At 74.5% G+C, this 24,118-nt stretch carries 27 protein-coding genes; 9 read left to right on the forward strand and 18 right to left on the reverse strand.

The window, feature by feature from the left end; genetic code table 11:
* Positions 1 to 146: 146 nt before the first annotated feature.
* Entirely contained in the window at positions 147 to 482 is a 336-nt protein-coding gene (locus Q0840_RS08425; RefSeq protein ID WP_298458687.1) for a GNAT family N-acetyltransferase, read from the reverse strand.
* A gap of 101 nt (positions 483 to 583) precedes the next feature.
* On the opposite strand from Q0840_RS08425, the gene Q0840_RS08430 reads away from it, so the two are divergent.
* Positions 584 to 2,026 carry an MFS transporter gene (locus Q0840_RS08430; protein WP_298458690.1) on the forward strand — a complete coding sequence of 481 codons (1,443 nt, stop codon included), beginning with the start codon at positions 584 to 586 and terminating at the stop codon, positions 2,024 to 2,026.
* On the opposite strand, the gene Q0840_RS08435 is transcribed toward Q0840_RS08430, so the two are convergent.
* The 3 genes from Q0840_RS08435 to Q0840_RS08445 are packed head-to-tail and all read right to left on the reverse strand — an operon-like array spanning position 1,951 to position 4,330.
* The gene (locus Q0840_RS08435; protein ID WP_298458693.1) at positions 1,951 to 2,295 is read right to left on the reverse strand and encodes a YtxH domain-containing protein; all 345 of its coding nucleotides are present in this window, start codon (positions 2,293 to 2,295) and stop codon (positions 1,951 to 1,953) included. The genes Q0840_RS08430 and Q0840_RS08435 overlap by 76 nt on opposite strands.
* A gap of 51 nt (positions 2,296 to 2,346) precedes the next feature.
* On the reverse strand, positions 2,347 to 3,123 hold the full coding sequence (locus Q0840_RS08440) for an HAD family hydrolase (RefSeq protein WP_298458696.1): 777 nt from the start codon (positions 3,121 to 3,123) through the stop codon (positions 2,347 to 2,349).
* Between the two features lie 37 nt (positions 3,124 to 3,160).
* Positions 3,161 to 4,330, reverse strand: coding sequence for a VIT1/CCC1 transporter family protein (locus Q0840_RS08445; protein ID WP_298458698.1), 1,170 nt, complete (start codon positions 4,328 to 4,330; stop codon positions 3,161 to 3,163).
* A gap of 116 nt (positions 4,331 to 4,446) precedes the next feature.
* Here Q0840_RS08445 and Q0840_RS08450 point away from each other — a divergent pair, with 116 nt between their 5' ends.
* Positions 4,447 to 4,878, forward strand: a complete 432-nt coding sequence (locus tag Q0840_RS08450; protein ID WP_298458701.1) for an ATP-binding protein — start codon at positions 4,447 to 4,449, stop codon at positions 4,876 to 4,878.
* Positions 4,879 to 4,953: 75 nt separating this feature from the next.
* Here Q0840_RS08450 and Q0840_RS08455 read toward each other — a convergent pair whose 3' ends face one another.
* The 3 genes from Q0840_RS08455 to Q0840_RS08465 are packed head-to-tail and all read right to left on the reverse strand — an operon-like array spanning position 4,954 to position 8,028.
* Complete coding sequence (locus Q0840_RS08455; protein ID WP_298458704.1) at positions 4,954 to 5,943, reverse strand: TIGR03557 family F420-dependent LLM class oxidoreductase; 990 nt, start codon at positions 5,941 to 5,943, stop codon at positions 4,954 to 4,956.
* Positions 5,944 to 5,995: 52 nt separating this feature from the next.
* Positions 5,996 to 7,132, reverse strand: a complete 1,137-nt coding sequence (locus Q0840_RS08460) for a Gfo/Idh/MocA family protein (protein ID WP_298458707.1) — start codon at positions 7,130 to 7,132, stop codon at positions 5,996 to 5,998.
* 2 nt (positions 7,133 to 7,134) lie between these two features.
* Positions 7,135 to 8,028, reverse strand: a complete 894-nt coding sequence (locus Q0840_RS08465) for an SDR family oxidoreductase (protein ID WP_298458711.1) — start codon at positions 8,026 to 8,028, stop codon at positions 7,135 to 7,137.
* 208 nt (positions 8,029 to 8,236) lie between these two features.
* Here Q0840_RS08465 and Q0840_RS08470 point away from each other — a divergent pair, with 208 nt between their 5' ends.
* The gene (locus Q0840_RS08470) at positions 8,237 to 9,166 is read left to right on the forward strand and encodes an FKBP-type peptidyl-prolyl cis-trans isomerase (protein ID WP_298458714.1); all 930 of its coding nucleotides are present in this window, start codon (positions 8,237 to 8,239) and stop codon (positions 9,164 to 9,166) included.
* A 150-nt stretch (positions 9,167 to 9,316) separates the two neighbouring features.
* Here the strand turns inward: Q0840_RS08470 and Q0840_RS08475 are convergent, their stop codons facing one another.
* Positions 9,317 to 9,502 carry a methionine/alanine import family NSS transporter small subunit gene (locus Q0840_RS08475; protein WP_298458717.1) on the reverse strand — a complete coding sequence of 62 codons (186 nt, stop codon included), beginning with the start codon at positions 9,500 to 9,502 and terminating at the stop codon, positions 9,317 to 9,319.
* Complete coding sequence (locus Q0840_RS08480; RefSeq protein WP_298458719.1) at positions 9,499 to 11,079, reverse strand: sodium-dependent transporter; 1,581 nt, start codon at positions 11,077 to 11,079, stop codon at positions 9,499 to 9,501. The genes Q0840_RS08475 and Q0840_RS08480 overlap by 4 nt, the downstream gene beginning before the upstream one ends.
* A gap of 202 nt (positions 11,080 to 11,281) precedes the next feature.
* Between Q0840_RS08480 and Q0840_RS08485 the strand changes: the two genes are divergently transcribed.
* A complete protein-coding gene (locus Q0840_RS08485; protein ID WP_298458722.1) occupies positions 11,282 to 12,259 on the forward strand; it encodes an NAD(P)/FAD-dependent oxidoreductase in 978 nt (325 codons plus the stop codon).
* A gap of 11 nt (positions 12,260 to 12,270) precedes the next feature.
* On the opposite strand, the gene Q0840_RS08490 is transcribed toward Q0840_RS08485, so the two are convergent.
* Genes Q0840_RS08490 through Q0840_RS08500 form a run of 3 tightly spaced genes read right to left on the reverse strand, consistent with a single transcriptional unit; the run spans position 12,271 to position 15,526 of the window.
* A complete protein-coding gene (locus Q0840_RS08490; RefSeq protein WP_298458725.1) occupies positions 12,271 to 13,167 on the reverse strand; it encodes a carbohydrate ABC transporter permease in 897 nt (298 codons plus the stop codon).
* Positions 13,168 to 13,206: 39 nt separating this feature from the next.
* Positions 13,207 to 14,199 carry a carbohydrate ABC transporter permease gene (locus tag Q0840_RS08495; RefSeq protein ID WP_298458727.1) on the reverse strand — a complete coding sequence of 331 codons (993 nt, stop codon included), beginning with the start codon at positions 14,197 to 14,199 and terminating at the stop codon, positions 13,207 to 13,209.
* A 4-nt stretch (positions 14,200 to 14,203) separates the two neighbouring features.
* Entirely contained in the window at positions 14,204 to 15,526 is a 1,323-nt protein-coding gene (locus Q0840_RS08500; protein WP_298458729.1) for an extracellular solute-binding protein, read from the reverse strand.
* Between the two features lie 147 nt (positions 15,527 to 15,673).
* On the opposite strand from Q0840_RS08500, the gene Q0840_RS08505 reads away from it, so the two are divergent.
* Positions 15,674 to 16,276 carry a hypothetical protein gene (locus tag Q0840_RS08505; RefSeq protein WP_298458730.1) on the forward strand — a complete coding sequence of 201 codons (603 nt, stop codon included), beginning with the start codon at positions 15,674 to 15,676 and terminating at the stop codon, positions 16,274 to 16,276.
* Positions 16,273 to 16,887, forward strand: coding sequence for a bifunctional 2-polyprenyl-6-hydroxyphenol methylase/3-demethylubiquinol 3-O-methyltransferase UbiG (locus tag Q0840_RS08510; protein WP_298458733.1), 615 nt, complete (start codon positions 16,273 to 16,275; stop codon positions 16,885 to 16,887). Before Q0840_RS08505 ends, Q0840_RS08510 begins: the two co-directional genes overlap by 4 nt.
* A gap of 81 nt (positions 16,888 to 16,968) precedes the next feature.
* Here the strand turns inward: Q0840_RS08510 and Q0840_RS08515 are convergent, their stop codons facing one another.
* Positions 16,969 to 17,706: an SDR family oxidoreductase gene (locus Q0840_RS08515; protein WP_298458736.1), complete on the reverse strand. Its 738-nt coding sequence runs from the start codon at positions 17,704 to 17,706 to the stop codon at positions 16,969 to 16,971.
* A gap of 111 nt (positions 17,707 to 17,817) precedes the next feature.
* On the opposite strand from Q0840_RS08515, the gene Q0840_RS08520 reads away from it, so the two are divergent.
* Both Q0840_RS08520 and Q0840_RS08525 read left to right on the forward strand, forming a co-directional pair.
* Complete coding sequence (locus tag Q0840_RS08520; protein WP_298458741.1) at positions 17,818 to 18,570, forward strand: uracil-DNA glycosylase; 753 nt, start codon at positions 17,818 to 17,820, stop codon at positions 18,568 to 18,570.
* A gap of 66 nt (positions 18,571 to 18,636) precedes the next feature.
* On the forward strand, positions 18,637 to 19,527 hold the full coding sequence (locus Q0840_RS08525) for a DUF4190 domain-containing protein (protein ID WP_298458743.1): 891 nt from the start codon (positions 18,637 to 18,639) through the stop codon (positions 19,525 to 19,527).
* Positions 19,528 to 19,594: 67 nt separating this feature from the next.
* Here Q0840_RS08525 and Q0840_RS08530 read toward each other — a convergent pair whose 3' ends face one another.
* The 3 genes from Q0840_RS08530 to Q0840_RS08540 form a co-directional block, all read right to left on the reverse strand.
* Positions 19,595 to 20,287 (reverse strand): hypothetical protein, encoded by a 693-nt coding sequence (locus Q0840_RS08530; RefSeq protein WP_298458746.1) that lies wholly within the window; start codon positions 20,285 to 20,287, stop codon positions 19,595 to 19,597.
* A gap of 130 nt (positions 20,288 to 20,417) precedes the next feature.
* Positions 20,418 to 20,708 (reverse strand): hypothetical protein, encoded by a 291-nt coding sequence (locus Q0840_RS08535; protein WP_298458748.1) that lies wholly within the window; start codon positions 20,706 to 20,708, stop codon positions 20,418 to 20,420.
* Positions 20,709 to 20,729: 21 nt separating this feature from the next.
* Positions 20,730 to 21,140: a PPOX class F420-dependent oxidoreductase gene (locus Q0840_RS08540; RefSeq protein ID WP_298458751.1), complete on the reverse strand. Its 411-nt coding sequence runs from the start codon at positions 21,138 to 21,140 to the stop codon at positions 20,730 to 20,732.
* 86 nt (positions 21,141 to 21,226) lie between these two features.
* On the opposite strand from Q0840_RS08540, the gene Q0840_RS08545 reads away from it, so the two are divergent.
* Complete coding sequence (locus tag Q0840_RS08545) at positions 21,227 to 22,150, forward strand: NADP-dependent oxidoreductase (protein ID WP_298458753.1); 924 nt, start codon at positions 21,227 to 21,229, stop codon at positions 22,148 to 22,150.
* A 108-nt stretch (positions 22,151 to 22,258) separates the two neighbouring features.
* Here the strand turns inward: Q0840_RS08545 and Q0840_RS19075 are convergent, their stop codons facing one another.
* Both Q0840_RS19075 and Q0840_RS08555 read right to left on the reverse strand, forming a co-directional pair.
* Positions 22,259 to 22,876 (reverse strand): hypothetical protein, encoded by a 618-nt coding sequence (locus Q0840_RS19075; RefSeq protein ID WP_367183090.1) that lies wholly within the window; start codon positions 22,874 to 22,876, stop codon positions 22,259 to 22,261.
* Between the two features lie 93 nt (positions 22,877 to 22,969).
* Positions 22,970 to 24,073, reverse strand: coding sequence for a hypothetical protein (locus Q0840_RS08555; protein ID WP_298458755.1), 1,104 nt, complete (start codon positions 24,071 to 24,073; stop codon positions 22,970 to 22,972).
* Positions 24,074 to 24,118 lie beyond the last annotated feature (45 nt).

A 24,118-nucleotide genomic window follows, 5' to 3' on the forward strand; every position in this document is an offset into this window, starting at 1 on the left:
GGCTGCCCCGGCAAGAGGTCGAGTGTGACGTCGTCCACCGTTCGCGGGACGCGACCGGTCCACGACGTCGCACTCGGCGGGGAGGGGGTGCGGCGGGGTGAGTGCGGGGTGGGTGCGGGGGTGCGGGAGTGCGGGGGTGGGGTTGGTCAGCCGCCCTGGCCGCGGCCGGCCTCGGTGCGGACCAGGTCCTGGTACTCGGGGTGGTCGCTGATGAAGGCCGAGACGAACGCGCACAGCGGCATCACCCCGCGGCCCGAGGCCCGCAGCTGGTCCAGGGCCTCGCGCACCAGCTGGGTGCCGACGCCGTGCCCCTCCTCGCCCGGGTCGACCTCGGTGTGCACGAGCTCGAGGTCGGCGGCGGAGGAGTCCTCCCCGGTGTGCTGCGCCGGGCGGTAGTCGATGAAGCCGACCACCTCCCCGTCGGCGCCGAGCGCCTCGAACCGTGAGCTCTCCGGACGGTCCACGACCGTGACGTTGTCCATGGGTCGATCCTGCACCCGGTGGGCGCGACCCGCAGCGGCGGACGGCGGACGCCCGCCCGGGGTGCGCCTTCGCCGCGCCCCGCGGGTGGGACACTCCTGGGGTGCTGCGCCCCTACCGTGAGGTCCTGTCACGACCGGGGGCACTGGCCTTCTCCGTGACGGGGCTCGTCGCCCGCCTGCCCATCTCGATGGTGGGCATCGGCATCGTGCTGATGATCTCGGCGTTGACCGGCTCCTACGCGCTGGCCGGGCGCGTCTCGGCCGTCTACGTCATCGCCAACGCCGTCTGCGGGCCGCGGATCGCGCGCCTGGTGGACCGCCACGGCCAGGCCCGGGTGATGCGGCCGGCCATCGCCGTCGCGACCCTGGGACTGGTCGCCCTGGTCCTGGTCGCCGTCGGCGGTGCGCACCCGGGGTGGCTGTACGTCACCGCGGTGCTCGCCGGCGCCCCCGCGGGCTCTTTCGGCGCGCTGGTCCGCGCCCGCTGGTCGTACGTGCTGGACGATCCTCGTCAGGTGCACACCGCGTACTCGCTGGAGTCCGCCCTGGACGAGGTCGTGTTCGTGGTCGGCCCGGTGCTGGCCACGGTGCTGGCCACGTCCGTGGCCCCGGCGGCCGGCCTCGTGGTGCCGATCGTCGCTGCCGTGGTGGGTGGCTACCTGTTCCTCGGGCTGCGCGCGACCGAGCCACCGGCCCGACCGGTGCAGCGGGACGGTGGGGACTCCCCGCCCGGTCGGGCGGTGATGCGGGCGCGCGGGATGGTGGTCCTGGCGCTGGTGTTCGTGGCGGTCGGGGCGATCTTCGGCGCCACGGACGTCTCGACGGTCGCGTTCGCCGAGGAGCGCGGGTCGAAGGGGGCGGCCGGGTTCGTGCTGGCCGCGTTCGCGATGGGGTCGCTGATCGCCGGGCTCGGGTACGGCGCCCGGCACTGGGTCAGCCCGCTGTGGCGACGGTTCGTCGTCAGCGTCGTCGCGCTGGCCGTCGGCGCGTCGCTGTTCCTGACCGTCACGAGCATCCCGATGCTGGCCGCCGTCATGTTCGTCACCGGCTTCGCCATCGCGCCGGCCCTCATCAACGGCAACGGCCTGGTGCAGCAGCTGGTCACCCCGGCGCAGCTCACCGAGGGCCTGACCTGGGTCGCGACCGCGCTGGGCGTCGGGGTGTCGGTCGGCTCCTCGGTCGCGGGCGGGCTGGTCGACCGCAGCGGCGCGCACGGCGGCTTCACCGTGGTGGTCGTCGCCGCGTCGTCGGCCGTCCTGGTGACCCTGCTGGCGGCCGGGATCCTGCGCGCGGACAGCGCCGGTCGCGAGGCGCAGCCGGCCACCGAGCCCACCGTGGTCGACGTCGTCCCCGGTGGGCCGTCGAGCGGCCAGGGCCGCGTCACGACCACGGCGACGGACGAGCCCGCGGACCCGACCGGCGGCGCCGCCGTCGCGAGCGGCCGGCTCGGCGACGCCGCGGCGGACCGTCAGGCGCTGCCGGACGGCGACTCGTCGGCCGCGGCCGCGACCGGCGGCACGGGCGCACCCGGGTCGACCGGGTAGGCCTCGACCGGCGACGACGGCGCCAGCCCGCGGGACGACCCGACGGCGGTCCGCACGCTCTCCACGACGCGCCCCTTGAGCGCGGCGCTCTCCGACCGTGCCAGGTCGGCCGCCTTGCCCTTCAGCTCGGTGACGCCCGCCTGGACCTGCGGGCTCCGCCACGCCGTGGCCGCCCACCCCTGCAGGGTCTCGAACCGCTGCCGGCCCGCCCGGGTGCCGAGCACGTAGCCCACGCCCGCGCCCACGATGAATGCCGCCTTCGATCCCATCCGTCGCCTCCTCGTCGGTCCTCCGCGGGCCCGGCCCGCGCCGCGACGAGGCTAGCCGCCGACCGCCCCGGCGGCGCGGTCGTCGGTGCGGTCGGCGCTGGGAGCCTTGCCGCCCCACGTCGCCGCCAGCGGGCTGTCGTCGAGCTCGCGCAGCAGGTGGGAGACGTCGTCGTACACCGCGACGGCGCCCGCGTCGGTGAGCTCGGCGGCGCTCGTGCCGCCGGTCAGCAGGCCCACGCACGGCACGTCCGCGCGGACGGCCGCCTGCACGTCCCACACGGAGTCGCCGACGAAGACCGCCCGGTCGGCGCCGACGCCGGCCTTGTCGAGCGCGACCTGGACGAGCTCGGGCTCCGGCTTGGCCGACTCGACGTCCTCGGCGGCGGTGATCGCGTCGATCACCTCGTCCAGGTCCAGGACCGCCCGCAGCCGCTCGAGCTCCTCCGGGACCGCCGACGTCGCCAGCACCGTGACCGCGCCCCGGTCCGAGACCGCCCGGACGAGCTCGCGGGCGCCGTCGAAGGCGCGCAGCTGGTCGGCCATCTCGGCGTACCGCTCGCTGTGGCCGTCCTTGACCTCCTCGCCGATCCGGTCGACGTCGTCGCCGAGCAGGTCGGCGAGCAGCAGCGAGGACCCCATCCCGATGGCCCGGTGGATGCGCCAGGAGTCCACCGGGTGGCCGGCGGCGGTGCAGGCCAGCGCCCAGGCATGCACGTGCAGGAAGTTGGAGTCGACCAGCGAGCCGTCGATGTCGAACAGCACGGCGCCGGGCCCGGCGCCGTCGGAGCCGGACGCGGACGAGCGGTCGCCATCGGAGGTGGAGGTCATGCCTCAGGTCTACCGCGCGGCTGCGGGGCCCGCATGCTCAGGCCAGCGTCGTGCCGAACGCCAGACCGAGCACGTACGTGATGCCCGCCGCGCCGAAGCCGATCAGCAGCTGGCGGCCGGCGCGGCGCAGCGGCGGCCCGCCGGAGAGCACGCCGACCGTCGCGCCCGTGGCCAGCAGCGCGAGCCCGACCAGGGCGCAGGCGACCAGCACGGCGGCGAGACCGTCGAGCCCGAGCAGGTACGGGAGCACCGGCACCAGGGCGCCCGAGGCGAAGAAGCAGAAGCTCGACCCCGCAGCCCCCAGGGCGGAGCCGACGGCCTCGTGCTCGTCGACGTCGGGGGCGCCCGCCGACGCGGAGACGGGCGCGGCCCCCGCCGGTGGCGTGCCGCCGGTCGCCGGCCGCTCGTCGGCACCGGGTGGCGTGTCGAGGCCGGCCAGCACCTCGCGGGCATGCTCGGCGGCGGCGTCGGGGCTCATCCCGCGGGCGCGGTAGACCAGGGCGAGCTCGTTCGCGTCCACATCGAGGTGCGGCAGCACCTCGCGCGCGCGGGGGTCGGGGGTGGATGCGGCCAGCAGCTCGCGCTGGGACCGCACCGACACGAACTCCCCGGCCGCCATCGACAACGCTCCGGCCAGCAGCCCGGCGATCCCGGTGAGCAGGACGGTGGCCTGCGCCACGCCGCTCGCGCCGATGCCCAGCACGAGCGCGAGGTTGCTCACCAGGCCGTCGTTCGCCCCGAAGACCGCTGCGCGGAAGGTGCCGGACATGCGGTTGCGCCCGCGCGTGGCCAGGCCTCGGACGACCTCCTCGTGGATGCGCTCGTCGGCCGCCATGGTCGGCGTCGCATCCGCCTCGGTCGCGTAGTCCGACCGCGCCTCGGCCCGTTGGGCCAGGGCCAGGACGAAGACCGAGCCGAACCGGCGGGCGAGCAGGGCCAGGGTGCGCGTGCGCCAGTCACCCCGGCGGGGACGGCCGACGTCGGGCCCGAGCAGGTCGAGCCAGTGGGCGGCGTGGCGTCCCTCCGCCTCGGCGAGCGCGAGCAGGATGGCGCGCTCCTCACCGGTGCGGCGACCGGCGAGGTCGCGGTAGACGGCCGCCTCGGCGCGCTCGTCGGCGAGGTACTGACGCCAGCGCCGCAGGTCCTTCGGGGTCCGGCGACCGCCCGGTGAGACCCGGGCGGAGCGGTGCGCAGACGTGTCAGGCATGGGCCCGATCCTCCCAGACGCTGCCGACGGACCCGTCCGGCGAGTTGCCGTGCCCAGCGCCATGGCGGACGGTGGATCCGGCCGCTCGGACACCCGGGGCCGGAAGGGGGACTGCCATGCCGGACCAGCGATCCATCGACGCGGAGCTGTCGTCGGTCGCGCCCGCACGGCGCTGGGCACGGGAGAAGTTCGACGCGGCGGGCGTGGAGCCCGCGGTCCGGGACCTGCTCGTGCTGCTGGTCAGCGAGGTGGTGACGAACGCCGTCGAGCACGCCGCGCCGCCGCTGCTGCTGCGCATCGACGTGACCGACGAGGCGACCCGCGTCGAGGTCGAGGATCGCGCTCGCGAGCTGCCGATCCTCAAGGACCCCGAGCCGAGCGAGCCGGGCGGCCGCGGGATCAAGTTCGTCGACGACCTCGCCACCCGGTGGGGCACCGAGCCGCCGAGCACGCCGGACGGCGTGAAGACGGTGTGGTTCGAGGTGGCGCACCGACCGGACGACCGGTCGTCGTCCGGCCCGGCGACGGACGGCGCCGGCGAGGGCTGACCTCGCCGGCACGCCGGGGACGGCCGGTGGCCGACCCCGGCCGGCTGCCCGGTGGGGCAGCCGGCGTGGGGACCGTCAGCTCGCGGGAGCCGCCGCGCGCAGCCGCTCCAGCAGGGGCCCGGCGGCGGTGTCGAGGAACTCCTGCTGCTTCTCGTCGCCGACCTGGACCAGCGCGATGTCGGTGAAGCCGGCCTCCCAGTACGGCCTGACCGTCTCCACGATCGCGTCCAGGTCCGGCCCGCACGCGATCTGCCCGGCGACGTCGTCGGGCCGCACGAACTGGCTCGCGGCGTCGAAGGCCTCGGTCGTCGGCAGGTCGGCGTTGACCTTCCAGCCGCCGGCGAACCAGCGGAACTGCTCGTGCGCGCGCTCCAGGGCGGCGTCGGCGTCGGTGTCCCACGAGATCGGGATCTGCCCGATCTTGCGCCCGGGCGCCAGGTCGGCCTTCGCGCGCTCGGCGTCCCAGTGCTCGATCGCGTCGCCGTCGGGCTCCACCGCGATGAGGTGGTCCGCCCACGGGGAGAACCGGGAGATGGACTGCGGGCCGGAGACGGCCACGCCGATCTGCACCTTCTCGTCCGGCAGGTCCCAGATCTTCGCCGAGTCCACGCGGAAGTGGTTGCCGTCGAAGGTCAGCCGCTCGCCCGCGAGCAGCTCACGGAGGATCTCGATCGCCTCCTCGAGCATGTCGTGACGCTCACCGACCGCGGGCCAGCGCTCCCCGACGACGTGCTCGTTGAGGTTCTCCCCCGCGCCCAGCCCGAGGATGAAGCGGTTGTCCGACAGGACACCCAGCGTGGCCGCCTTCTGCGCCACGACGGCCGGGTGGTACCGGACCGTCGGGCAGGTCACGTACGTCATGAGCTCGACCCGCTCGGTGGCGTGCGCGACGGCGCCGAGCATCGACCAGGCGTAGCCGGCATGGCCCTGGGCGTCGAGCCACGGGAAGTAGTGGTCGCTGGACACCTCGAAGTCGAAGCCCTGCCGCTCGGCACCCACCGCGTACCGCACGAGGTCCTTGGGGCTGCTCTGCTCGGTCATCAACGTGTACCCGAATCGCGTCATGGCGCCACGGTCCCACCGGCCGGCCGGGGCGGCATCTCGACGCGACGAGCGGTCAGCGCACCGGGCCGGCCCACGGCTCGACCCCGGTCCGCACCACCTCGCCGGTGCGGGCGGACTCCACGATCGCGCGCCCGACGAGGTGGTCCTGGCAGCCTTCCGCGAGCGGGTACGGCGGCGGCGCGTCGCCCGCGACCCACGCCGCGGTGCCGGCGAGCAGCGAGGCGCCGGCGATGTCGTCGTCGCCGAGCCGGGCACCCTCGAACGGGTTCCGGTAGAGCACCTCGCCGTCCAGGCTCAGGTGCTCGAGGTCGAAGCCGGGCAGGTCCTGCTCGACGCCGGTCTGCCGCCGCACGAGGTGCGACTCGACGATCGTGCGGGGCCCCGTCATCCGCATGAGCCGGTCGTCGACCATCTCCCCGTGGCTGCCGCGCAGCACGAGGCGGTTGACCCGCAGCCGGTTGCGGGACTGGTTGTCGGTGAAGTCGTACAGCGCGCTGCGCCCGCCGCCGAGATCCAGCGTGGCCAGGGTCGTGGTGGCCGCGTGCGGCTCGTCGTCGTCGGTCCAGCCGGCGCGGCTGAGCGGGCTCACCAGCGGCGCGGAGAACGTCCGCGCGTGCACCGTGACCGGGTCGAACCCCGCACCGAGCATCGCCCGGATCAGGGACACCGCGTGGTACTCGTGCGTCGAGGACACCTGCACGGACGTCGGCACCCCCAGCACCCCACGACGGGCCAGCGTGATGCGGGCGGCGTGCGCGGGCATCCGGGGGCTGTGCTCGGCGACCTGCACGAGGCCGGACGCGCCGACGTCGGCCCACAGCGAGCGCAGCCCGGCGACGTCGGGCGCGGGCGGCGTCTCGACGAGCACCGGCACGTCGGCCGCCACGAGCTCGCGGATCACCCCCGGGGCGACGTCCCAGGGGACGGAGACGAGGACGAAGTCCGGCCGGTCGGCCGCGAGCGCCTCGGCGACGGTCCGGTACGCCGGGACGTCCCAGGTGCGCTCCACGTCGCCACCGGGTTCGGCACGGCGGCTGACCACGCCGGTGACGGTGAAGCGGTCGGGCAGCACGTGGGCGAGGCGGTTGAAGAACTGCGCCCGGTAGCCGCTGCCGACGACGGCGAAGCGCGCCCGCCGGGTGATGCCCGAGGCACCACCCGGCGGGGCGGTCTGAGGGGGTGTCGGCACGGTCAGGACAGCAGCTCGCCGCCCGTGGCACCGAGGACGTCCCCGGTGACGTAGCTCGACTCCTGCGAGGCGAAGAACACGTACAGCGGGGCGAGCTCGGCGGGCTGGCCGGCCCGGCCCATCGGGGTGTCGGTGCCGAACGACTCGACCTTGGACTCGGGCATGGTCGCCGGGATCAGCGGGGTCCAGATCGGCCCGGGGGCCACCGCGTTGACCCGGATACCCTGCTCGGCGAGCTGCTGGGACAGCCCGCGCGTGAAGTTGAGGATGCCCGCCTTCGTGGTGGCGTAGTCGAGCAGCGCCGGGCTGGGGTCGTAGGCCTGGATCGAGGTCGTGTTGATGATGGTGGACCCCGGCTGCAGGTGCGCCAGCGCCGCCTTGGTGATCCAGAACATCGCGTACAGGTTCGTCTTGAACACCCGGTCCAGCTGCTCGGTCGAGATGCCGAGCAGGCTGTCGGGCTGCGCCATCTGGTAGGCGGCGTTGTTCACCAGCGTGTCCAGACCGCCGAGCTCGCGCACCGTGGTCTCCACGAGCTCGACGCAGTGCGACTCCTCGCGGATGTCACCGGGGATGGTGACGGCCTTGCGTCCGGCGTCCCGCACGAACCCCGCGGTGACCTGAGCGTCCTCCTCCTCGTCCGGGAGGTAGGAGATCGCGACGTCGGCGCCCTCGCGGGCGAAGGCGATCGCCACCGCGCGGCCGATGCCGGAGTCGCCGCCGGTGATCAGGGCACGCTTGCCCTCCAGCCGCCCGAACCCGCGGTAGCTCTCCTCGCCGTGGTCCGGGTCCTGCGGCATGTCGGACGTCAGGCCGGGGTGGGCGATCTTCTCCGCCGGGTGCTCGCCGTCGTGGTACTGCTCCGTCGGGTCCTGCGGGGTGGTCTGGTCGCTCATGGGTCAGTGGTACCGCCATGTGAGGCGGCTCACCACCGGAGCGGGTCCGACCGGACGGGAGCGGACGCTCCCAGCGGACGTCCAGGTTCGGGGCGTACCGTGGAACCACAGCCGGACCCGCAACCGCGATCGCGCGCGTCCCATCCCGGGGACCGGCCCCACCCCAGACCGAAGGGCCAGACCTTTGCGCCGACTCGCTACCGCCACGGTGTCCGCCGCCGTGGCGTCCCTGCTGCTCCTGACCGGCTGCGCCGGCTCGGAGGCGGGTGACACCTCGACGCCGTCGCCGAGCGCGAGCGACGACACCACCGCCACCGCACCCGAGGGCCCCACCCCGGAGGACGTCGCCGCCCTCGAGGCCGTGACCGTCGAGGGCGACGCCGGCGCCGAGCCGACCCTCACCTTCGACCAGCCGTTCGAGGTGAGCGCTCCGGTCGCCCGCGTGGTGACCGAGGGCACCGGAGCACCGCTCGAGGAGGGCCAGATGCTCTCCATGAACTTCGTCCAGGTGTCGGGGACCGACGGCAGCACCATCGGCTCGACGTACGGCACCGCCCCGGCCCAGCTCACGCTCGGCGACCCCCAGGTGTTCGGCACGCTGACCGAGGCGCTCATGGGCCAGAAGGTCGGCGCGCGCCTGCTGTTCGCGGCGCCCGGCGCCGAGGGGTCGACGATCATGGCGATCGAGGTCGCCGACGCCAAGACCATCCCGACGCGTGCGGAGGGCACCGCCATCACCCCGGCTCCGGGCCTGCCGACCGTCACCCTCGCCGACGACGGCGCCCCGAGCATCGACCCCGTCGACGCCGAGCCGCCGACGGAGCTCGTCGTGCAGCCGCTGATCGAGGGCACCGGTCCGGAGGTCACGTCCGGCCAGAGCGTCACCTTCCAGTACAGCGGCTGGCTCTGGGACGGCACGCCGTTCGACTCCTCGTGGGAGAAGGGCTCTCCCTTCACGACGACGATCGGCGCCGGCCAGGTCATCCAGGGCTGGGACCAGGGGCTCGTCGGCCAGAAGGTCGGCAGCCAGGTGCTCCTGGTGATCCCGCCGGCCCTCGGCTACGGCGACACCGACCAGGGCGCGATCCCGGCCGGGTCGACCCTCGTCTTCGTGGTGGACATCCTCGCCGCGAGCTGACCCGCGCCGCCGGCCTGCCGCCGGCCCACCGCTGCCGAGCCAGCACCCGACGCCCCCGGTCCCACGGACCGGGGGCGTCGTCGTCCCCGCCGGGACCGGGCGCACGGGCTGGACCGGGCCGAGCCGCGCGTCCTGCTGCCGGTCCGGCGGTCAGGGACGGGTCGCGGTGCCGTCCACGCCCGGCTGGCCCGGCTGGCCGGCCTCGCCGGTGACGTCGACGCCCGGGTCGGCGCCGTCGTCGGCCGGGTGGGCGCGCAGGTGCAGGATGCTCGCGACGAGACCGCCCCACACGACCACGATCGAGATCACCAGGAACAGCAGGGCCACCGGGGTCATCGCCGGGCCTCCGTCCGTGAGCGGCGGGCGGCCACGCCCGGCAGGGTGTCGGGGGTGAAGCCGTCCACGTCGTGCCGCCACCGCAGGGAGGTCAGCGCGACCGCGGCGATCGGCAGCAGGACCACCACGCCCCAGCCGAAGCCGTTGGTGAACCACCGGGGGTAGCCCTCGTAGCCGTCCTGGATCAGCGTGACGGCGCCGGAGACGAGGATGTAGCCCAGCACCACGGGGACCACCAGGCCGATCAGCACCCGCCACCAGGTCCCGACCCGCAGGGACGACACGGCGTTGAGGTGGGCCTGCAGCTCGGGCAGCCGCCGGACGACCCAGGTGGCGACCACCGCCGTGAGCACGGCCGACGTCAGCACACCCACCTCGTTGACGTACTTGTCCACGGTGTCGAGCACGTACAGCGCCGTCCGGGTGGAGAACAGCGCGACGGAGAGCAGCGCCGCCACCGCGCCGATGCGCAGCGCACCCTGGCGCGCCGTCAGGCCGAACTTCTCCTGGAAGGCCGCCGAGACGACCTGCAGGATCGACAGCAGGGACGTCAGGCCCGCGAGCGTCAGGGACCCGAAGAACAGCACCCCGAAGATCGGGCCGCCGGGCATCATCGAGATGATCTGCGGGAAGGCGATGAACGCGAGCGAGACGCCGGCGATGCCCTCCAGCTCGGCGACCGTGGTCCCGCTCTGCGCCGCCATGAACCCCAGCGCGGCGAAGACGCCGATCCCGGCGAGGATCTCGAAGGAGGAGTTCGCGAAGCCGACCACCAGCCCGGTGGAGGTCAGGTTGGACCGCCGCCGCAGGTAGGACGAGTACGTGATCATGATCCCGAACGCGATGGACAGCGAGAAGAAGATCTGCCCGTACGCGGACACCCACACGCCGGGGTCGGCCAGCGCCGACCAGTCGGGGGTGAAGAACGCGTTGAGGCCGTCGACCGCGCCGTCGAGGAACAGCGCCCGGACCACCAGGGTCACGAACAGCACGACCAGCACCGGCAGGAACACCAGGTTCGCCCGCTCGAGGCCCTTCTGGACGCCGAGCGCCAGGATCGCGAGCACGACCACCCAGACCAGCAGCAGGGGGATCAGGACCGACGGCACCACGTCCGCGCTCACCCCGGGGGCGTCCGCCAGCTGCAGGTACTCCCCGTACAGGAAGGCCTGGGTGTCGTCGCCCCACGCCTGGGTCACGGAGAACACCAGGTAGCTCGCCGACCAGGCGATGATGACCGTGTAGTACAGGATGATCGCGAAGCTGATCGCGACCTGGAACCAGCCCAGCGTCTCCCCGCCGCGGCCCGCCAGGCGGCGCAGCGCGGCCGGTGCCGAGCCGCGGAAGCGGTGGCCGATCGAGTAGTCGAGCAGCAGCACGGGGATGCCGGCGGTGAGCAGCGCGACCAGGTACGGGACGAGGAAGGCGCCGCCGCCGTTCTCGTACGCGACGCCCGGGAACCGCCAGATGTTGCCCAGGCCGACCGCGGAGCCGATCGCGGCGAGGATGAAGCCCCGCTGACCGGACCACTGCTCGCGGGCGCGGGGCGACGGCTGCGTCGGCGCGGTCTTCGACATCGGGTCCTCGTTCCGGCGTCACGGCTCGGCCGGGCCCGGCCCGGCACGGACGGGGACGGCCCCCTCGCCCCGCGCCGACCCTAGCGGCGTCCCCCCGGCATGTCTCGGCGGGCACGCAGGTCGCCGCGACCCGGTGCCGCGCCCCCCGCCCCGACGTGGGCCTGCGGTTGTCCGGCGCACCGGTTGGCCGCACCGTGGACGGATGACCACCGCGGACGTGCTGATCGTCGGGGCGGGCCCGGCCGGGCTGAGCGCCGCCCTCGTCCTGGGCCGGGCCCGACGCAGTGTCGTCGTCGTCGACCTGGGACGACCGCGCAACGCCGCGGCCGGCAGCATGCAGGGCTTCCTGTCCCGCGACGGCACCCCGCCCACCGAGCTGCTGGCCATCGGGAGGGAGGAGGTCGCGCGGTACGGCGTCGAGCTGCGTGACGGCGAGGTGGTGGGGCTGCACCACGACGGCGACGTGCTGGTGGCCACCCTGGCCGACGGCGACCGCCTGACCGCCCGCCGGGTGCTCGTGGCGACCGGGCTCGGCGACGCGCTGCCGTCGGTGGACGGCGTCGCGGAGCGGTGGGGACGCGACGTCCTGCACTGCCCGTACTGCCACGGGTACGAGGTCCGGGACCGCCCGGTCGCGGTGCTCGGCCGTGGCGACGTCTCGGTGCACTACGCCCAGGTGGTCCGGCAGTGGTCGTCCGACGTGGTGCTGCTGCGTCACCGGCTGGCCCCGCCCGGCCCGCGCGAGCAGGAGGAGCTCGCGGCGCGGGACATCCGGGTGGTCGACGGCGAGGTGGCCCGGCTGGTCGTGGAGGACGACCGGCTCGCCGGTGCCCGGCTCGTCGACGGCACGCTGGTGCGGTTCGAGGTGCTGTTCGTCGGGGCGGCGACCGGCACCCGGCTGCACGACGCGCTGCTGCGCGACGTCGGCGCGCAGTTCTGGGACGGGCCGGTCACGGACGTGCCCGAGGTCGACGCGACCGGTCGCACCTCCGTGCCCGGGGTCTGGGTCGCGGGCAACGTCGCGGACCCCACCGCCCAGGTGGTCGTGGCCGCCGGGCAGGGCTACGCGGCGGGCGTGGCGCTCAACTCCGACCTGCTCGACGACGACGTCGCGGCGGCCGTGGCGGCCTACCGCGTCAGCCGCGGGGCCACCGGCGCCCAGGTGACGCCCACCCGGTAGCGGCCGCCGGGTCAGCCCTTGAGACCGGCCCGGCCGACGCCCTCGACGATGTACCGCTGGGCCGCGACGTACAGCAGCAGCACGGGGGCGCTGGCGATCACGGCCCCGGCCATGAGCAGGTCGTACCGGACGGCGTTCGCGTTCTGCAGGGTCGACAGCCCCGCGGGCAGGGTCTGGTTCTCCGGCGAGAACAGCACGTACACGGGCCACAGGAAGTCGTTCCAGTTCGTCAGGAACGACAGCATCGCCAGCGTCACCAGGGCCGGCCGGGACAGCGGCAGGATGATCTGGCGGAACGTGCGCCAGCGGGTCGCCCCGTCGATGAAGGCGGCCTCCTCGAGCTCCTTGGGCAGGCCCAGGAAGAACTGACGCAGGAAGAACACCCCGAACGCGCCCGCCGCCCCGGGCAGCACCACCGCGGCCAGGGTGTCGAGCCAGCCCAGCCGGCCCACGATCAGGTAGTTCGGGATCAGCAGGATGACCGGCGGGATGAACAGGGTGGCGATGATGACGCCGAACACGATCTTCTTGCCGCGGAACTCCACCCGGGCCAGCGCGTAGCCGGCCATCGAGGCCGTCACCAGGATCACGAGCGTCTGGAGCGTCGCGGCGAGCAGGCTGTTGACCAGCCAGCGCACGACGGGCGTCCCGGAGGTGCCCAGGATCGACTCGTACGCCTGCAGGGTGGGGTCGTCGGGGATCCACTGCGGCGTCGACGCGGCGGCCCCCGCCGTGGTCTTGAACGACGTCGTCAGCATGTAGATCAACGGGGAGATGAACACCAGCGTCAGGACGACGAGCAGCACGTAGAGCACCACGCGCCGGGAGCTGGTCCCCCGTCGCGCCGGCTCCGGGCTCTGTGCCGTCCGCGGGGTGGGTGGCGTACGTGGCGCCGCGACCGTGCTCATGGCTGCTCCTGTCCCGGTGGCGGATCGTCGCGCTGCGCCTCAGCGGGCGTCGCGGTCACGGAAGACGTAGAAGACGGCGACGCTGACCGCCGCCAGGAAGACCGTGAAGATGAGGGACATCGCCGAGGCGACGCCCGAGTTGAAGCTCGTCAGGCCGGTCTCGGCGATCTGGTAGATCGCCGTGCGGGTGTCCTGACCGGGCCCGCCCTGCGTCATGAGGTACGACTGACCGAACATGTTCACCGACGCGATGATCGTCACGCTGGTGATGAACAGCAGCACCGGGCGCAGCCCGGGGAGCGTCACGTTGCGGAACCGCTGCACGGCCGTGGCGCCGTCCATCCTGGCCGCCTCGTACAGCTCGGGCGAGATGTCCTGCAGCGCGGCGAGGTAGATGACGGTGTTGAAGCCGAGCGTCCACCACAGCGTCACGCCGACCAGCGAGACCCAGGCCCACGGCAGCTGGGTCAGCCACGGGATCGCACCGGACAGCCCGACGGCGTCCAGGTAGCTGTTGACGAGACCGATGTTGGTGTCGAGCAGGTAGCGCCACAGGACCGCGACCACGGCGACCCCGAGCACGTACGGCGCGAAGTACATCGCCCGGAAGAAGTTGCGGCCGCGGAACCTGAGGTTCATGGCGAGCGCCACGGCGAGCGGCAGCACCAGGAGCAACGGCACGGACGCGAGGGTGAAGATCGCGGTCGCCTGCATGCCGCTCCAGAACGGAGCCGCGAACGGCGAGTCACCGGTCAGCAGCCCGGTGTAGTTGTCCAGCCCCACGAACGGCTTCTCGGGGAGCGTGTAGTCGTAGTCGTGCAGGCTGATCCACAGCCCGAAGACCGCCGGGACGATGACGAACACGGTGAAGAGCACGAGGTAGGGCAGCAGGAACAGCCAGCCGTCACGGGTGTCCCGGCCCTGGGTCGACGCCGTGTCGCGAGGTCTGGCCGCGACGTCCTTGCCGGCCACGGTGCCGGGCTTGCCCCCTGCTGCGGCTGCGGCGCGCAGCCCTGTCCCGGTCGAGGACATCACGTCACCTCTCGAACTTCTGCAGGTTGCCCTGCATCAGGGCGGTGGCACGCTCTGCAGCCGCGCTCAGCGCGGCGGCGGGCTCGGCGCGGCCGAGCACGGAGTCGGCGACGGCGGTCTCCAGGGTCTGCGCCTGGACCTCCCCGACGGCGGCGACGGTGGGCAGGAACCGCATGGACGGGATGGCGTCGGCCACCGCTGCCTGCGGGCTGGCGCGGAACTCGGGTGTCTCGCGCGCCTCGGAGCGGGCCGGGATCATCCCGGCCGCAGCCCACGCCGCCGAGTTGTCCGTCAGGTACCGCAGGAACGCCTTCGAGGCCAGCAGGCGGTTGTCGTCCGGGGTGCGGCTGCGGAACAGCACCAGCTGGTGGGAGTTGGCCCACACCGCCGGCTCCGTGCCGACCGTGGGGATCGGCGCCAGGCTCCACCGCAGGTCCGGCGCCGTGGCCTGCAGGTCGTTGATCTGCCAGATGCCGTCCCACGTCACGGCGCCCTCGCCGTTCTTGAAGGCGGTGTACTGGGAGTCCGGCGCGACGTTCGGCGGGCTGAACCCCTGGTCGATGTTCTGGGTCATCCAGGTCAGCGCCTGCACGCCGGCGTCGCTGTCGAAGGTCGCGCTGCCGCCGTCCGGCGCGTACGGCTCGCCGCCGAACTGCCACAGCAGCGACAGGAAGATCAGGTGCGCGGGCCAGCGGTTGGGCACCCAGAACGGCGTCTCGACACCGGCGGCGACCAGCGCGGAGAGGTTGCGCTGGAGCTCCTCGCCGGTCGACGCGCGGTCCGTGATCCCGGCCTGCTCCAGCAGCGCGGTGTTGGCGTACGACCCGAGGGAGTGCACGTCCAGCGGGATGCCGTAGCGCCGGCCGTCGTAGGTCCCGGCGTCCCAGACCTGGGCCGGGTACTCGCTCGCGGACAGGCCGAGCTCGGTCACCACGTCGTCGAGCGGGCTGATGGTCTGCCGGGCCGCCTGGGTGGCGAGCTGCTCCACGTGCATCGCACCCACGTCGGGTCCCTTGCCGGCGTGCACCGCCGCGATGACGCGCTGGTAGTACTGCGCCCACTGGACGACGTTCATCTTGACCGTGACCAGGTCCTGGCTGGCGTTGAAGTCGGCCACGAGCTGCCGCATCGCCGGACCGTCACCGCCGGTGAACCCGTTCCAGTACTCCAGGGTGACCGGCGGACCGCTGTAGGCACCGCTCAGCGCCGGGCCCGTGGACGCGACCGGCTGGGCGGTGGCGCAGCCGGCCAGGGCGAACGCCGAACCGGCCGCGGTGAGGGCCAGGAACTGCCTGCGTGACGTCACGGTGCTCGAGAGCCGGGTCATGCGCCCACCACCCTGTGGATCATCAGTACCGACACCGCTGTGTGACTCAGGACACTAGACCCGGCGGTGCCTGCGGGCGAGGCGGGTCACGGCGCGTCATGACACGCTGGGCGGCCGTCACCTCAGCACCAGCACCCAGGGAGCACCGTGCGCGCGCAGACCCTCATCGGCATCGACCGCTTCGCCGTCGAGCAGAAGATCACCATGATGGTGAACCGGTACGAGATCCGTGCCCTCGGGCCCGACGACGAGGTCGGCGAGGTGCTCGCGGTCGCCCAGCAGAAGCGGCTGGCGTTCAAGGAGCAGGTCACCTTCTACGCCGACGAGGACCGTCGCACGCCGGTGTTCTCGTTCCGGGCCCGCCAGCGGATCGACCTCGGGGCGACCTACGACGTCACCGACGCGGACGGCACCGTGATCGGGGAGTTCGGCAAGGACTTCGGCAGGTCCCTGCTCCGCTCGACGTGGAACCTGGCCTCCGCCGGGATCACCGCCGTCGGGCGCGAGCGGAGCGCGAAGGTGGCCGTGGCGCGCCGGGCATGGGAGATGCTGCCGGTCGTCGACAGCCTGCCGTCCCCGTTCGTCTTCCACTTCGACTTCACCGACACCACCACGGGCGCGGTCGTGATGAGCTCGCAGCGGCGCCGCTCGCTGCGGGACCGCTACGTCGTCACGGTCCCGGGTGCGAGCCTCGACGGCCGGGTGGCCGCCGCGATGGCGGTGGCGCTCGACGCGCTGCAGTCCCGGTGACCGAGGCACGCCGGCCCACCCGCTGGGAGGAGCAGGTCCGGGCCAACCCGGACCACTCCCGCTGGTACGTCGAGCGGTTCCGCCAGATGGCGGCCCGCGGCGCCGACCTCGCCGGTGAGGCGCGGATGGTCGACGCCATGGTGCCGCGCGGGTCGCGGGTCCTGGACGCCGGCTGCGGGCCGGGCCGGGTGGGAGCCGAGCTCGCGGCACGCGGGCACACGGTCGTCGGCGTCGACGTCGACCCGGTGCTCGTCGCCGCCGCGCAGGAGGACCACCCGGGCGCGACGTGGCTGGTCGGCGACCTGGCGGAGCTCGACCTGCCGGCCCGCGACGTGGCCGAGGGGTTCGACGTCGTCGTCTGCGCCGGCAACGTGCTGACCTTCCTCGCACCCGGCACGGAGGTCGAGGTGCTGCGCCGGCTGCGCGCGCACCTGCGTCCCGGTGGCCGGGCCGTGATCGGGTTCGGCGCCGGCCGCGGACTGGGGTTCGACGCGTTCTTCACCCACGCCCGGTCGGCCGGCCTGACGCTCGACGTCGCGCTGTCCACGTGGGACCTGCGCCCGTTCGACGAGGGGTCGGACTTCCTGGTCGCCGTGCTGTCGGCCGGCTGAGGGCAGGCGTCGCCCCGGCCGCGCGAGCCCGCGGCGGGGCGCCCGGCGCCGGGCGCCGGGCGCCGCCACCCGCGCCCGCCGTCAGGGCAGGTCGTGGGCCATGCTCCAGATGCTCCACAGCGTGCTGCGCAGGCGACGCGGCTGCTGCAGGCAGGTCAGCACCTGGAACGCGATGTCCTCCGGCTGCAGGAACTCCTCCAGCGCCGGGTCGCCCTCGGTGCGTCCGGCGCCGATCGCGAACTCCGTGGTGACGCCCGCCGGGCACAGCGCGGTGACCCGGATGCCGTCGGCACGCAGCTCGCGGTCCAGCGCGCCGGCCAGCCCCACCTGGCCGAACTTCGTCGAGGCGTACACGGCCTCGTTGCCGTCTCCACGCAGGCCGGCGACGCTCGCGACGATGATGATGTCGCCGCCGCCGGCGCGCCGCAGCTCGGGCACCGCGGCCCGCACCGACCAGACGGTGCCGGTGAGGTTCACCTGGAGCATCCGCTCGATGTCCTCGTCGCTGCCGTCCTCGATGCCGCCGTACATCCCGATGCCGGCGTTGGCGACGAGCGTGTCGAGCTTGCCGAACCGGTCGACCGCCGCCTGCACCAGCGCGCGGTTCTGCTCCGGGTCGCGCACGTCGGTGGCCACCGCGACCGCGTGCTCGGGACCGATCTGCTCGACGAGCTCGTCCAGCCGCTCGGTCCGCCGCGCACCCAGGACGACGTCGGCGCCCGCCTCGGCGAGCATCAGGGCGGTGGAGCGTCCGATCCCGGCGCTCGCGCCGGTGATGGCCACGACGGTTCCGGTCAGGTCACGCTTCTCGTACGGCACGGGTGTCTCCTGGTGTCGGGCGGGGTGGGGGACAGGCTGCCGACGCTAGGCGGCGACGCGCGTCCGCGCCTGCCGTGGCAGCCCGGTGGCCGCGGGCGGCACCATGACGGGGTGACCGACGCCGACCCCCGGGACCCCGCCTACCCGCGCACGGCCGGGACCGCGGGCACGGTGGCCGAGCTCGACGCCCTGGTCGTGGACTGCTGCGCGTGCCCGCGGCTGGTCGCGTGGCGCGAGGAGGTCGCCGTCGTCAAGCGGGCCGCGTTCCGGGACGAGACGTACTGGGCGCGGCCGGCGCCCGGCTTCGGCGACGCGAGCGCGAGGATCCTCGTGGTCGGGTTGGCGCCCGCCGCGCACGGTGCCAACCGCACGGGGCGGATGTTCACCGGCGACCGCAGCGGGGACTTCCTGTTCGCGTCCCTGCACCGGACGGGGTTCGCCTCCCAGCCGACGTCGACCCACGCCGGCGACGGGCTCACCCTCACCGGCCTGCGGCTGACCGCGCCGGTGCGCTGCGCACCGCCGGCCAACCTGCCCAGGCCCGACGAGCGTCGCCGCTGCGGGCCGTGGCTCGGCCGCGAGCTGGAGCTGGTCGACCCGGACGTCGTCGTGGTGCTCGGCGGGTTCGGCTGGACGGCGCTGCTCGCGACGCTCGCCGAGCAGGGGTGGGTGGTCCCCCGCCCGCGCCCGCGCTTCGGCCACGGCGCCGAGGTGACGCTCACCGGTCCGGGTGCGCGCACCCTGACGCTGCTGGGGTGCTTCCACGTCAGCCAGCAGAACACCTTCACGGGCCGGCTGACCCCGGCGATGCTCGACGCCGTCCTCGTCCGGGCACGCGACCTCGCGGGGCTCGCGGGGCTGTGAGGCCGGCCTGACGGGGCGGTGAGCGCGCTGTGACGTTGGACCGTTCGGGTGACATCCGATCGGGTCGTGGGCATCGTCTCAGTCCTCGTCTGCTCCATCCCCGTGGTCGACATCGTGTCGATCGTCGGGGGCATCGTCGCCCTCGTCCTCGGCATCGTCGCCCTGCGCACGCTCGCCCCCGGTGTGACCGGCAAGGGCATGGCGGTCACGGGCATCGTGCTCGGGGTCGTCTCGGTGGTCGTGGCCGTCATCGTGTCGGTGGTCCTCGTGATGGCCATCGGCGACGCCGTCCGCAGCGGCGAGCTCGACCACAGCTCACCATCGACGCCGACGGCGAGCTGGACATCGCCTACGCCGCCGAGTAGTCCGGCGCGCACCGGCGGCGGCTGGACCCGGCCGCCGCCGGCCGCCAGGGTGGGGCGTGCGCGGGCGCGCACCGACGACCGGAGGTCACCCATGAGCCACACCGATCCGCAGCACCCCTCGTCCGACGACTCCTCGGCGACCCCGTCCGGGTCGAGCCCGTACGGGTCGACGTACGGGTCCTCGGCGTACGGGTCGTCGCAGGACGCGTCCCCCGGGTACGGCCAGCAGGGCGGTGGGTGGCCGGTGGACCCGGCACCGGCACGGCCCAGCGGTCTGGCGGTCGCGGCGCTCGTGGTCGGGATCGTCTCCCTGCTGGTCTGCTGGGTCCCGGTGGTCAACGCCGTCTCCATCGTCGGCGGCATCGTCGCCGTGGTCCTCGGCATCCTCGCCCTGCGCAAGCTGACCGCGGGCCGGCCCGGCAAGGGCTTCGCGGTCACCGGCATCGTGCTCGGTGCGGTGTCCGCCCTGGTCGCGATCGCCATCTGGGTCGTCCTGGCGTTCGCCGTCGCCGGTCTGGAGGAGGGCGACCTGGACTCGGGCGTCGTCGACGACGCCTCCGCCGCCCAGCACGCGGTCGTCGCCCCGCGGTAGCCGGCGGCGGCTGCCCCGGGCGGCGGCGCCCGGGGTGGGGCGTCGGCGGGCGCGTCGTCGGGCGAGGTCAGGCGTCGTCGGACGACCCCGGGCCGAGCCGGGGCCGGGGCGGCGCCCCGAGACGCCGGGCCTCACGCTCGGGCCAGCCGGCCGGGATCCACCCGCCGGACGCCAGCTGCGGGTGGGCCGGGTGCCGCGCGAGGCACCACAGCACGAAGGCGAGCTCGGCCCAGTCCGACCGGATGATCCAGCTCACCGGTCCCTGCTCGGAGCGGCCCCGCAGGTGCACCGCGCCGGGAGCGGCCAGCTCCATGCTGTCCACGTGCGGCCAGGCCCACGGCAGCAGGGCGTGGCCCGTGTCGAGGTAGACGCCGTGGGTGGAGACGAAGGCGGTCCCCGCCGCGTCGACGACCCAGCGTGGCACCGCGTCCTCGGCGGCGGCCTGCCGCCGGTTGCGGTCGGCCAGCGCCCGGTAGCCGGCGACCGCCGCGGTCGCGGCCAGGCCGCCGCGGCCGGCGGCGAAGAAGAACCCCCGTCCGCCCGACTGGACGGTGCCGTCGCCGATCGGGCGGAAGGTGAGCAGCTGGAACGGGCCGCGCGCGAGGACCCGCTCGCCGCCGTCGACGGCGCCGAGCCCGGGCGGGAAGGTGGTCGGCACGTGCGGGAGCGTCTCGGGGCGGCCGTCCGCCAGCGACTGCAGCATCGCGCGGGTGTGCCAGATGGCGGCGTCGTGGTCGCTGTACTGCGGTCCGTCGTCCATCGGCGCCTCCTGTCCGGGTCGCAGGAGTCAAACCCGGCACGCACCCGGCGTCCACCCGCGGGCCGCCGCCGCGGGTGCGCGTCACCCGGATGGCCCTGCCGCCGCCGCCTCGGCGGTCAGCGCACCGCGGTCAGCGCATCGGGTGCCAGCGGTTGCCCCAGCGCCGGGTGACCCGGCTCGTCTCGACCACGACGAGCTCCCCGACCCGCGCGACGACGGCCCGGCCGACGTGGGCGGCCGTGAGGTCGTCCGGCGCCTCGTAGCGGACGGTGATCCGGGGCTGACCGCGCACGACCTCGACGGTGCCGGCCTCCACGGTGGTGTGCTCGGCCGCCGCGTCGGTGGCCGCCGGCAGGACGGTGGCCGGGTCGGTGCCGCGGTGCAGCGTCCCCGGCACCAGCAGGACGCGGTAGGACGGCACCGGGTGAGCCTACGGCGGCGGTCAGCCGCTGACGCTCGGCCCCGCCTCCTCGGGCGTCAGCACGAGCACGCACCGCCGCTCACGTCGCATCGCGGCCCGGTACTCGTCCCAGTCGTCGTGCTCGCCGGCCGCTCGCCGGTAGTACTCCACGAGCAGGTCCATGGCGTGGGGCAGCGACACGACCTCGACGGTGCCGGTCAGCTGGACCCACGGTCCGAAGAAGCGCCCGGAGAGCACGCACACCGACGCCCGCGGGTGCCGCCGGACGTTGCGGGTCTTGACGGCGGTCTCCCGCGTGCTGATCAGCAGCCGGCCGGCGTCGTCGGCCACGACGAGGACCGGGGACTGCTGGGCGTCGCCGGTGCGGCGGCGGGTGGCCAGGACCGCGTGGCCGTTGCTGCGGACGAAGTCCAGCGCGTCGTCGATGGTCATCGGTCAGGCGTACCACGGCACGCTCCGGGGCGGGGCGGCACGAGGCGGCGGGAAGAGCGGGACGCCGGCTGGGGTTGCCCACCGGCATGAGAGCCATCGCCTACTCCCGCTACGGCGGCCCCGACGTCCTCGAGCTCATGGAGCTGCCCGACCCCAAGGTGGGCCCCGACTCGGTCCTCGTCCGGGTCCGCGCGACGTCCGTCAACCCGGTCGACTGGAAGGTCCGCGAGGGCTACCTCGACGGCCTGATGGACGCCGTCTTCCCGGTCGTCCCCGGCTGGGACGTGGCCGGCGTCGTCGAGCGGGTCGGGCTGGACACCCCCGAGCTCGCCGTCGGCGACGAGGTCTACGGGTACGTCCGCAAGGACGTCGTCGGCGGCGGGACGACGGCCGAGCTGGTCGCCGCGCCGGTGCGCACGCTCGCACCCAAGCCGCGGTCGCTGTCGTTCGAGGAGGCCGCCGCGGTGCCGCTCGCCGGGCTGACCGCGTACCAGGCGCTGCGGCGCCTGGACGTGGGTGAGGGCGACACGGTGCTGGTCCACAACGCGGCGGGCGGCGTCGGCACGTTCGCCGTCCAGATCGCCCGCGCCTGGGGGGCCCGGGTCATCGGGACCGCGTCCCCGGCCCGGCACGACTTCGTGCGCGAGCTCGGCGCCGAGCCCGTCCCGTACGGCGACGGCATGGTCGACGCCGTCCGCGCGCTCGCCCCCGAGGGGGTCGAGGTCGTCGCGGACTTCGTCGGCGGCGGCGTCGCGCAGACGACGCCCGAGGTCGGGACGGCCGACGTGCGGCTCGGGTCGGTCGCCGATGCGGAGGTGTCCCGGCTCGGTGGCACGAACTTCTGGGTGCGACCGGACTCGGCCGACCTCGCGGCGCTCGGCGAGCTCATCGACCAGGGCCGGGTGACGGTCCAGGTGGCGCAGGTGTTCGGGCTGGAGGACGCCGCCGCGGCGCACGAGCTCAGCGCGACCGGGCACGTGCAGGGCAAGGTCGTCATCCGGGTGGACTGACGCCGCTGGACGCGGCGGTCGGTCCTTCCAGTGGCCCGCGGGATCCGTTCACCGCGGGCCACCGGAATCTGTGGGCGGCGCCGCCGGTGGGGCCGCGCCGGGCGCGGCTCAGCCGCCGGTGATCTGCGCCGCCGAGGCGCCGGTCAGACGGGAGACGACGGCGACGGCGTCGTCCCAGTACCTCGTGTAGTGGTGGGGGTCGGCGTTGCGCTGGACGGCGTGCGCCACCTGGGTCGGTGACATGGCGTCGCGGTCACCGACCCGCTGGAGCGCGGTGAAGAAGCTCGTCGCGCTCGCCGTCGGGTCCATCCGCTGGGCGAGCGTCCCCCAGGCGCCGTTGTCCCGCTGCTGGAACAGGCCGCGGCTGTCCGGGCCGGCCTTGTCGCCGTGGTCGAGCACCTTCAGCGACGACTCACCCATCGCGGTCATCACGCCGATGGTCTGGTCGCGCAGGGACAGCCCCAGCCGCGCGCCGGCAGCCAGGATCGCCGCCGCGTTGTCGAGCTGGGCGCCGCTGTACCCGCCGACGGGAGCCGACGACGTGGGGCGGGACACCTCGGTGGCGAGGGCGGCGGCGAACTGCGACCCGGACGTGGCGGCCGAGGTCGTGCTCGGCGCCGTGGTGGACCGCAGGACGGCCGCCGAGGCGACCGGCTGCGGGCGCAGCGACGCCAGGGTGCTCTGGATCATCGAGATCCGGTTCTCGATCGCGGCGATGCCGTCCACGCGTTGCCTCCCTCCGGCGTCCAGTCCGTCCCTGTCATCGGCAGCCGGGACCGGGTGCTGAGCCTTCGCGTGGACGGCCTCGCGGGCGGCGCCTCACACGACGTCGTCGCAGCCGTCCTCGTGCGGCAGCAGGGGGCGCAGCCACACGTCGTAGCGGACGCCGCCCTGCTCGTACAGCGTCGCCGAGCTCGTCCCGGCCACCGCCTCGCGCAGGGTGCCGGCGTCGTCGCCGTCGACGAGCACGCACTGCTCGGCGTCGGCCAGCGGCAGGTCGAGCGGCCACGGCAGCACCTCGCGCTGCAGCCCGTCGTCGGGAGCCGGCACCGTGCCGGCGGCGTCCTGGTCCTCGGCGGACGGCGTCTCGGGCGGGGCGTCACCGGGCTCCGGGGTGGGCGCAGGTCGGGCCATGACCGCGAAGGCGTCCAGGGGGTACGGCTCACCCTCGCCGGACGTCCCGACCAGCTCGTGCGCGCGTGCAATGAAGGCAGCGAGCTCGGCGCGGGCCGACCGCTCGTCCTCGGTGAGGCCCGGGAGCAGCTCGTCGCCGGGCCGCGGCTCGTCCGGCAGGGCGTCGTCGGTGCCCGCATCGGCGCCCTCGTCGGTGCCCTCGGTCGTGCCCTCGGTCGTGGCGGGCACCGGCTCGGCCGGCGCCGCGCCGTCGCCGATGCCGAGCGCCTCGGCGGAGTGCACGAACTCGCGCCCGTCGACCCGCAGGGTCACGAACGTCGTCGGGGCGTCCGCGACCGGCGGCTGCCCGTAGTCGCCGGCGGCGTCGAGCAGACCGGCCTCGCGGGCCGCAGCGATCAGGGCCTCGACGTCGGCGTCGGAGAGGTCGTGCCGCACGAGGTTGGGCAGCGCCGGGGGCGGGTAGATGAGGATCTGCGGCCCGTGCGCGATCGCCTCGCCGTCGGCGTACACCGTCAGCTCGGGGACGCTCGCGAAGTCGGTGCCCATCAGGACGAAGCCCCCGCTGCGCTCGATCTGCAGCAGCGGGAGGTCGGCGGCCACCACCTCGCCGGCCGGGTCACCGCTCGGGTCCGGCGTCGTCGGGGACCCGACCCCGTCGACGTCGGCGCACCCCGCCAGGACCACAGCGGCCGCCACGGCGGAAGCCGCACCCAGCCGTCGTGGCCGCCGTCGACCCTGGACCGCGGCGCCTCGCCGGGCCTGCGTGCCGTGGATCCGTCGCGCGTGCATCGCGTCCTCCTCGTCTCGCCACCGGACGTCCGCCGGTCCGGTGGG

Source organism: uncultured Cellulomonas sp. (genome assembly GCF_947494015.1).
Taxonomy (GTDB): domain Bacteria; phylum Actinomycetota; class Actinomycetes; order Actinomycetales; family Cellulomonadaceae; genus Pengzhenrongella.

What these genes read in the sequence shown, in the direction of transcription:
- Q0840_RS08425 (WP_298458687.1), bottom strand. Translation starts at nt 482, where the DNA reads ATGGACAACGTCACGGTCGTGGACCGTCCGGAGAGCTCACGGTTCGAG.
- Q0840_RS08435 (WP_298458693.1), bottom strand. Translation starts at nt 2,295, where the DNA reads ATGGGATCGAAGGCGGCATTCATCGTGGGCGCGGGCGTGGGCTACGTG.
- Q0840_RS08440 (WP_298458696.1), bottom strand. Translation starts at nt 3,123, where the DNA reads ATGACCTCCACCTCCGATGGCGACCGCTCGTCCGCGTCCGGCTCCGAC.
- Q0840_RS08445 (WP_298458698.1), bottom strand. Translation starts at nt 4,330, where the DNA reads ATGCCTGACACGTCTGCGCACCGCTCCGCCCGGGTCTCACCGGGCGGT.
- Q0840_RS08450 (WP_298458701.1), top strand. Translation starts at nt 4,447, where the DNA reads ATGCCGGACCAGCGATCCATCGACGCGGAGCTGTCGTCGGTCGCGCCC.
- Q0840_RS08455 (WP_298458704.1), bottom strand. Translation starts at nt 5,943, where the DNA reads ATGACGCGATTCGGGTACACGTTGATGACCGAGCAGAGCAGCCCCAAG.
- Q0840_RS08465 (WP_298458711.1), bottom strand. Translation starts at nt 8,028, where the DNA reads ATGAGCGACCAGACCACCCCGCAGGACCCGACGGAGCAGTACCACGAC.
- Q0840_RS08475 (WP_298458717.1), bottom strand. Translation starts at nt 9,502, where the DNA reads ATGACCCCGGTGGCCCTGCTGTTCCTGGTGATCTCGATCGTGGTCGTG.
- Q0840_RS08480 (WP_298458719.1), bottom strand. Translation starts at nt 11,079, where the DNA reads ATGTCGAAGACCGCGCCGACGCAGCCGTCGCCCCGCGCCCGCGAGCAG.
- Q0840_RS08485 (WP_298458722.1), top strand. Translation starts at nt 11,282, where the DNA reads ATGACCACCGCGGACGTGCTGATCGTCGGGGCGGGCCCGGCCGGGCTG.
- Q0840_RS08490 (WP_298458725.1), bottom strand. Translation starts at nt 13,167, where the DNA reads ATGAGCACGGTCGCGGCGCCACGTACGCCACCCACCCCGCGGACGGCA.
- Q0840_RS08495 (WP_298458727.1), bottom strand. Translation starts at nt 14,199, where the DNA reads ATGTCCTCGACCGGGACAGGGCTGCGCGCCGCAGCCGCAGCAGGGGGC.
- Q0840_RS08500 (WP_298458729.1), bottom strand. Translation starts at nt 15,526, where the DNA reads ATGACCCGGCTCTCGAGCACCGTGACGTCACGCAGGCAGTTCCTGGCC.
- Q0840_RS08530 (WP_298458746.1), bottom strand. Translation starts at nt 20,287, where the DNA reads ATGGACGACGGACCGCAGTACAGCGACCACGACGCCGCCATCTGGCAC.
- Q0840_RS08540 (WP_298458751.1), bottom strand. Translation starts at nt 21,140, where the DNA reads ATGACCATCGACGACGCGCTGGACTTCGTCCGCAGCAACGGCCACGCG.
- Q0840_RS08545 (WP_298458753.1), top strand. Translation starts at nt 21,227, where the DNA reads ATGAGAGCCATCGCCTACTCCCGCTACGGCGGCCCCGACGTCCTCGAG.
- Q0840_RS08555 (WP_298458755.1), bottom strand. Translation starts at nt 24,073, where the DNA reads ATGCACGCGCGACGGATCCACGGCACGCAGGCCCGGCGAGGCGCCGCG.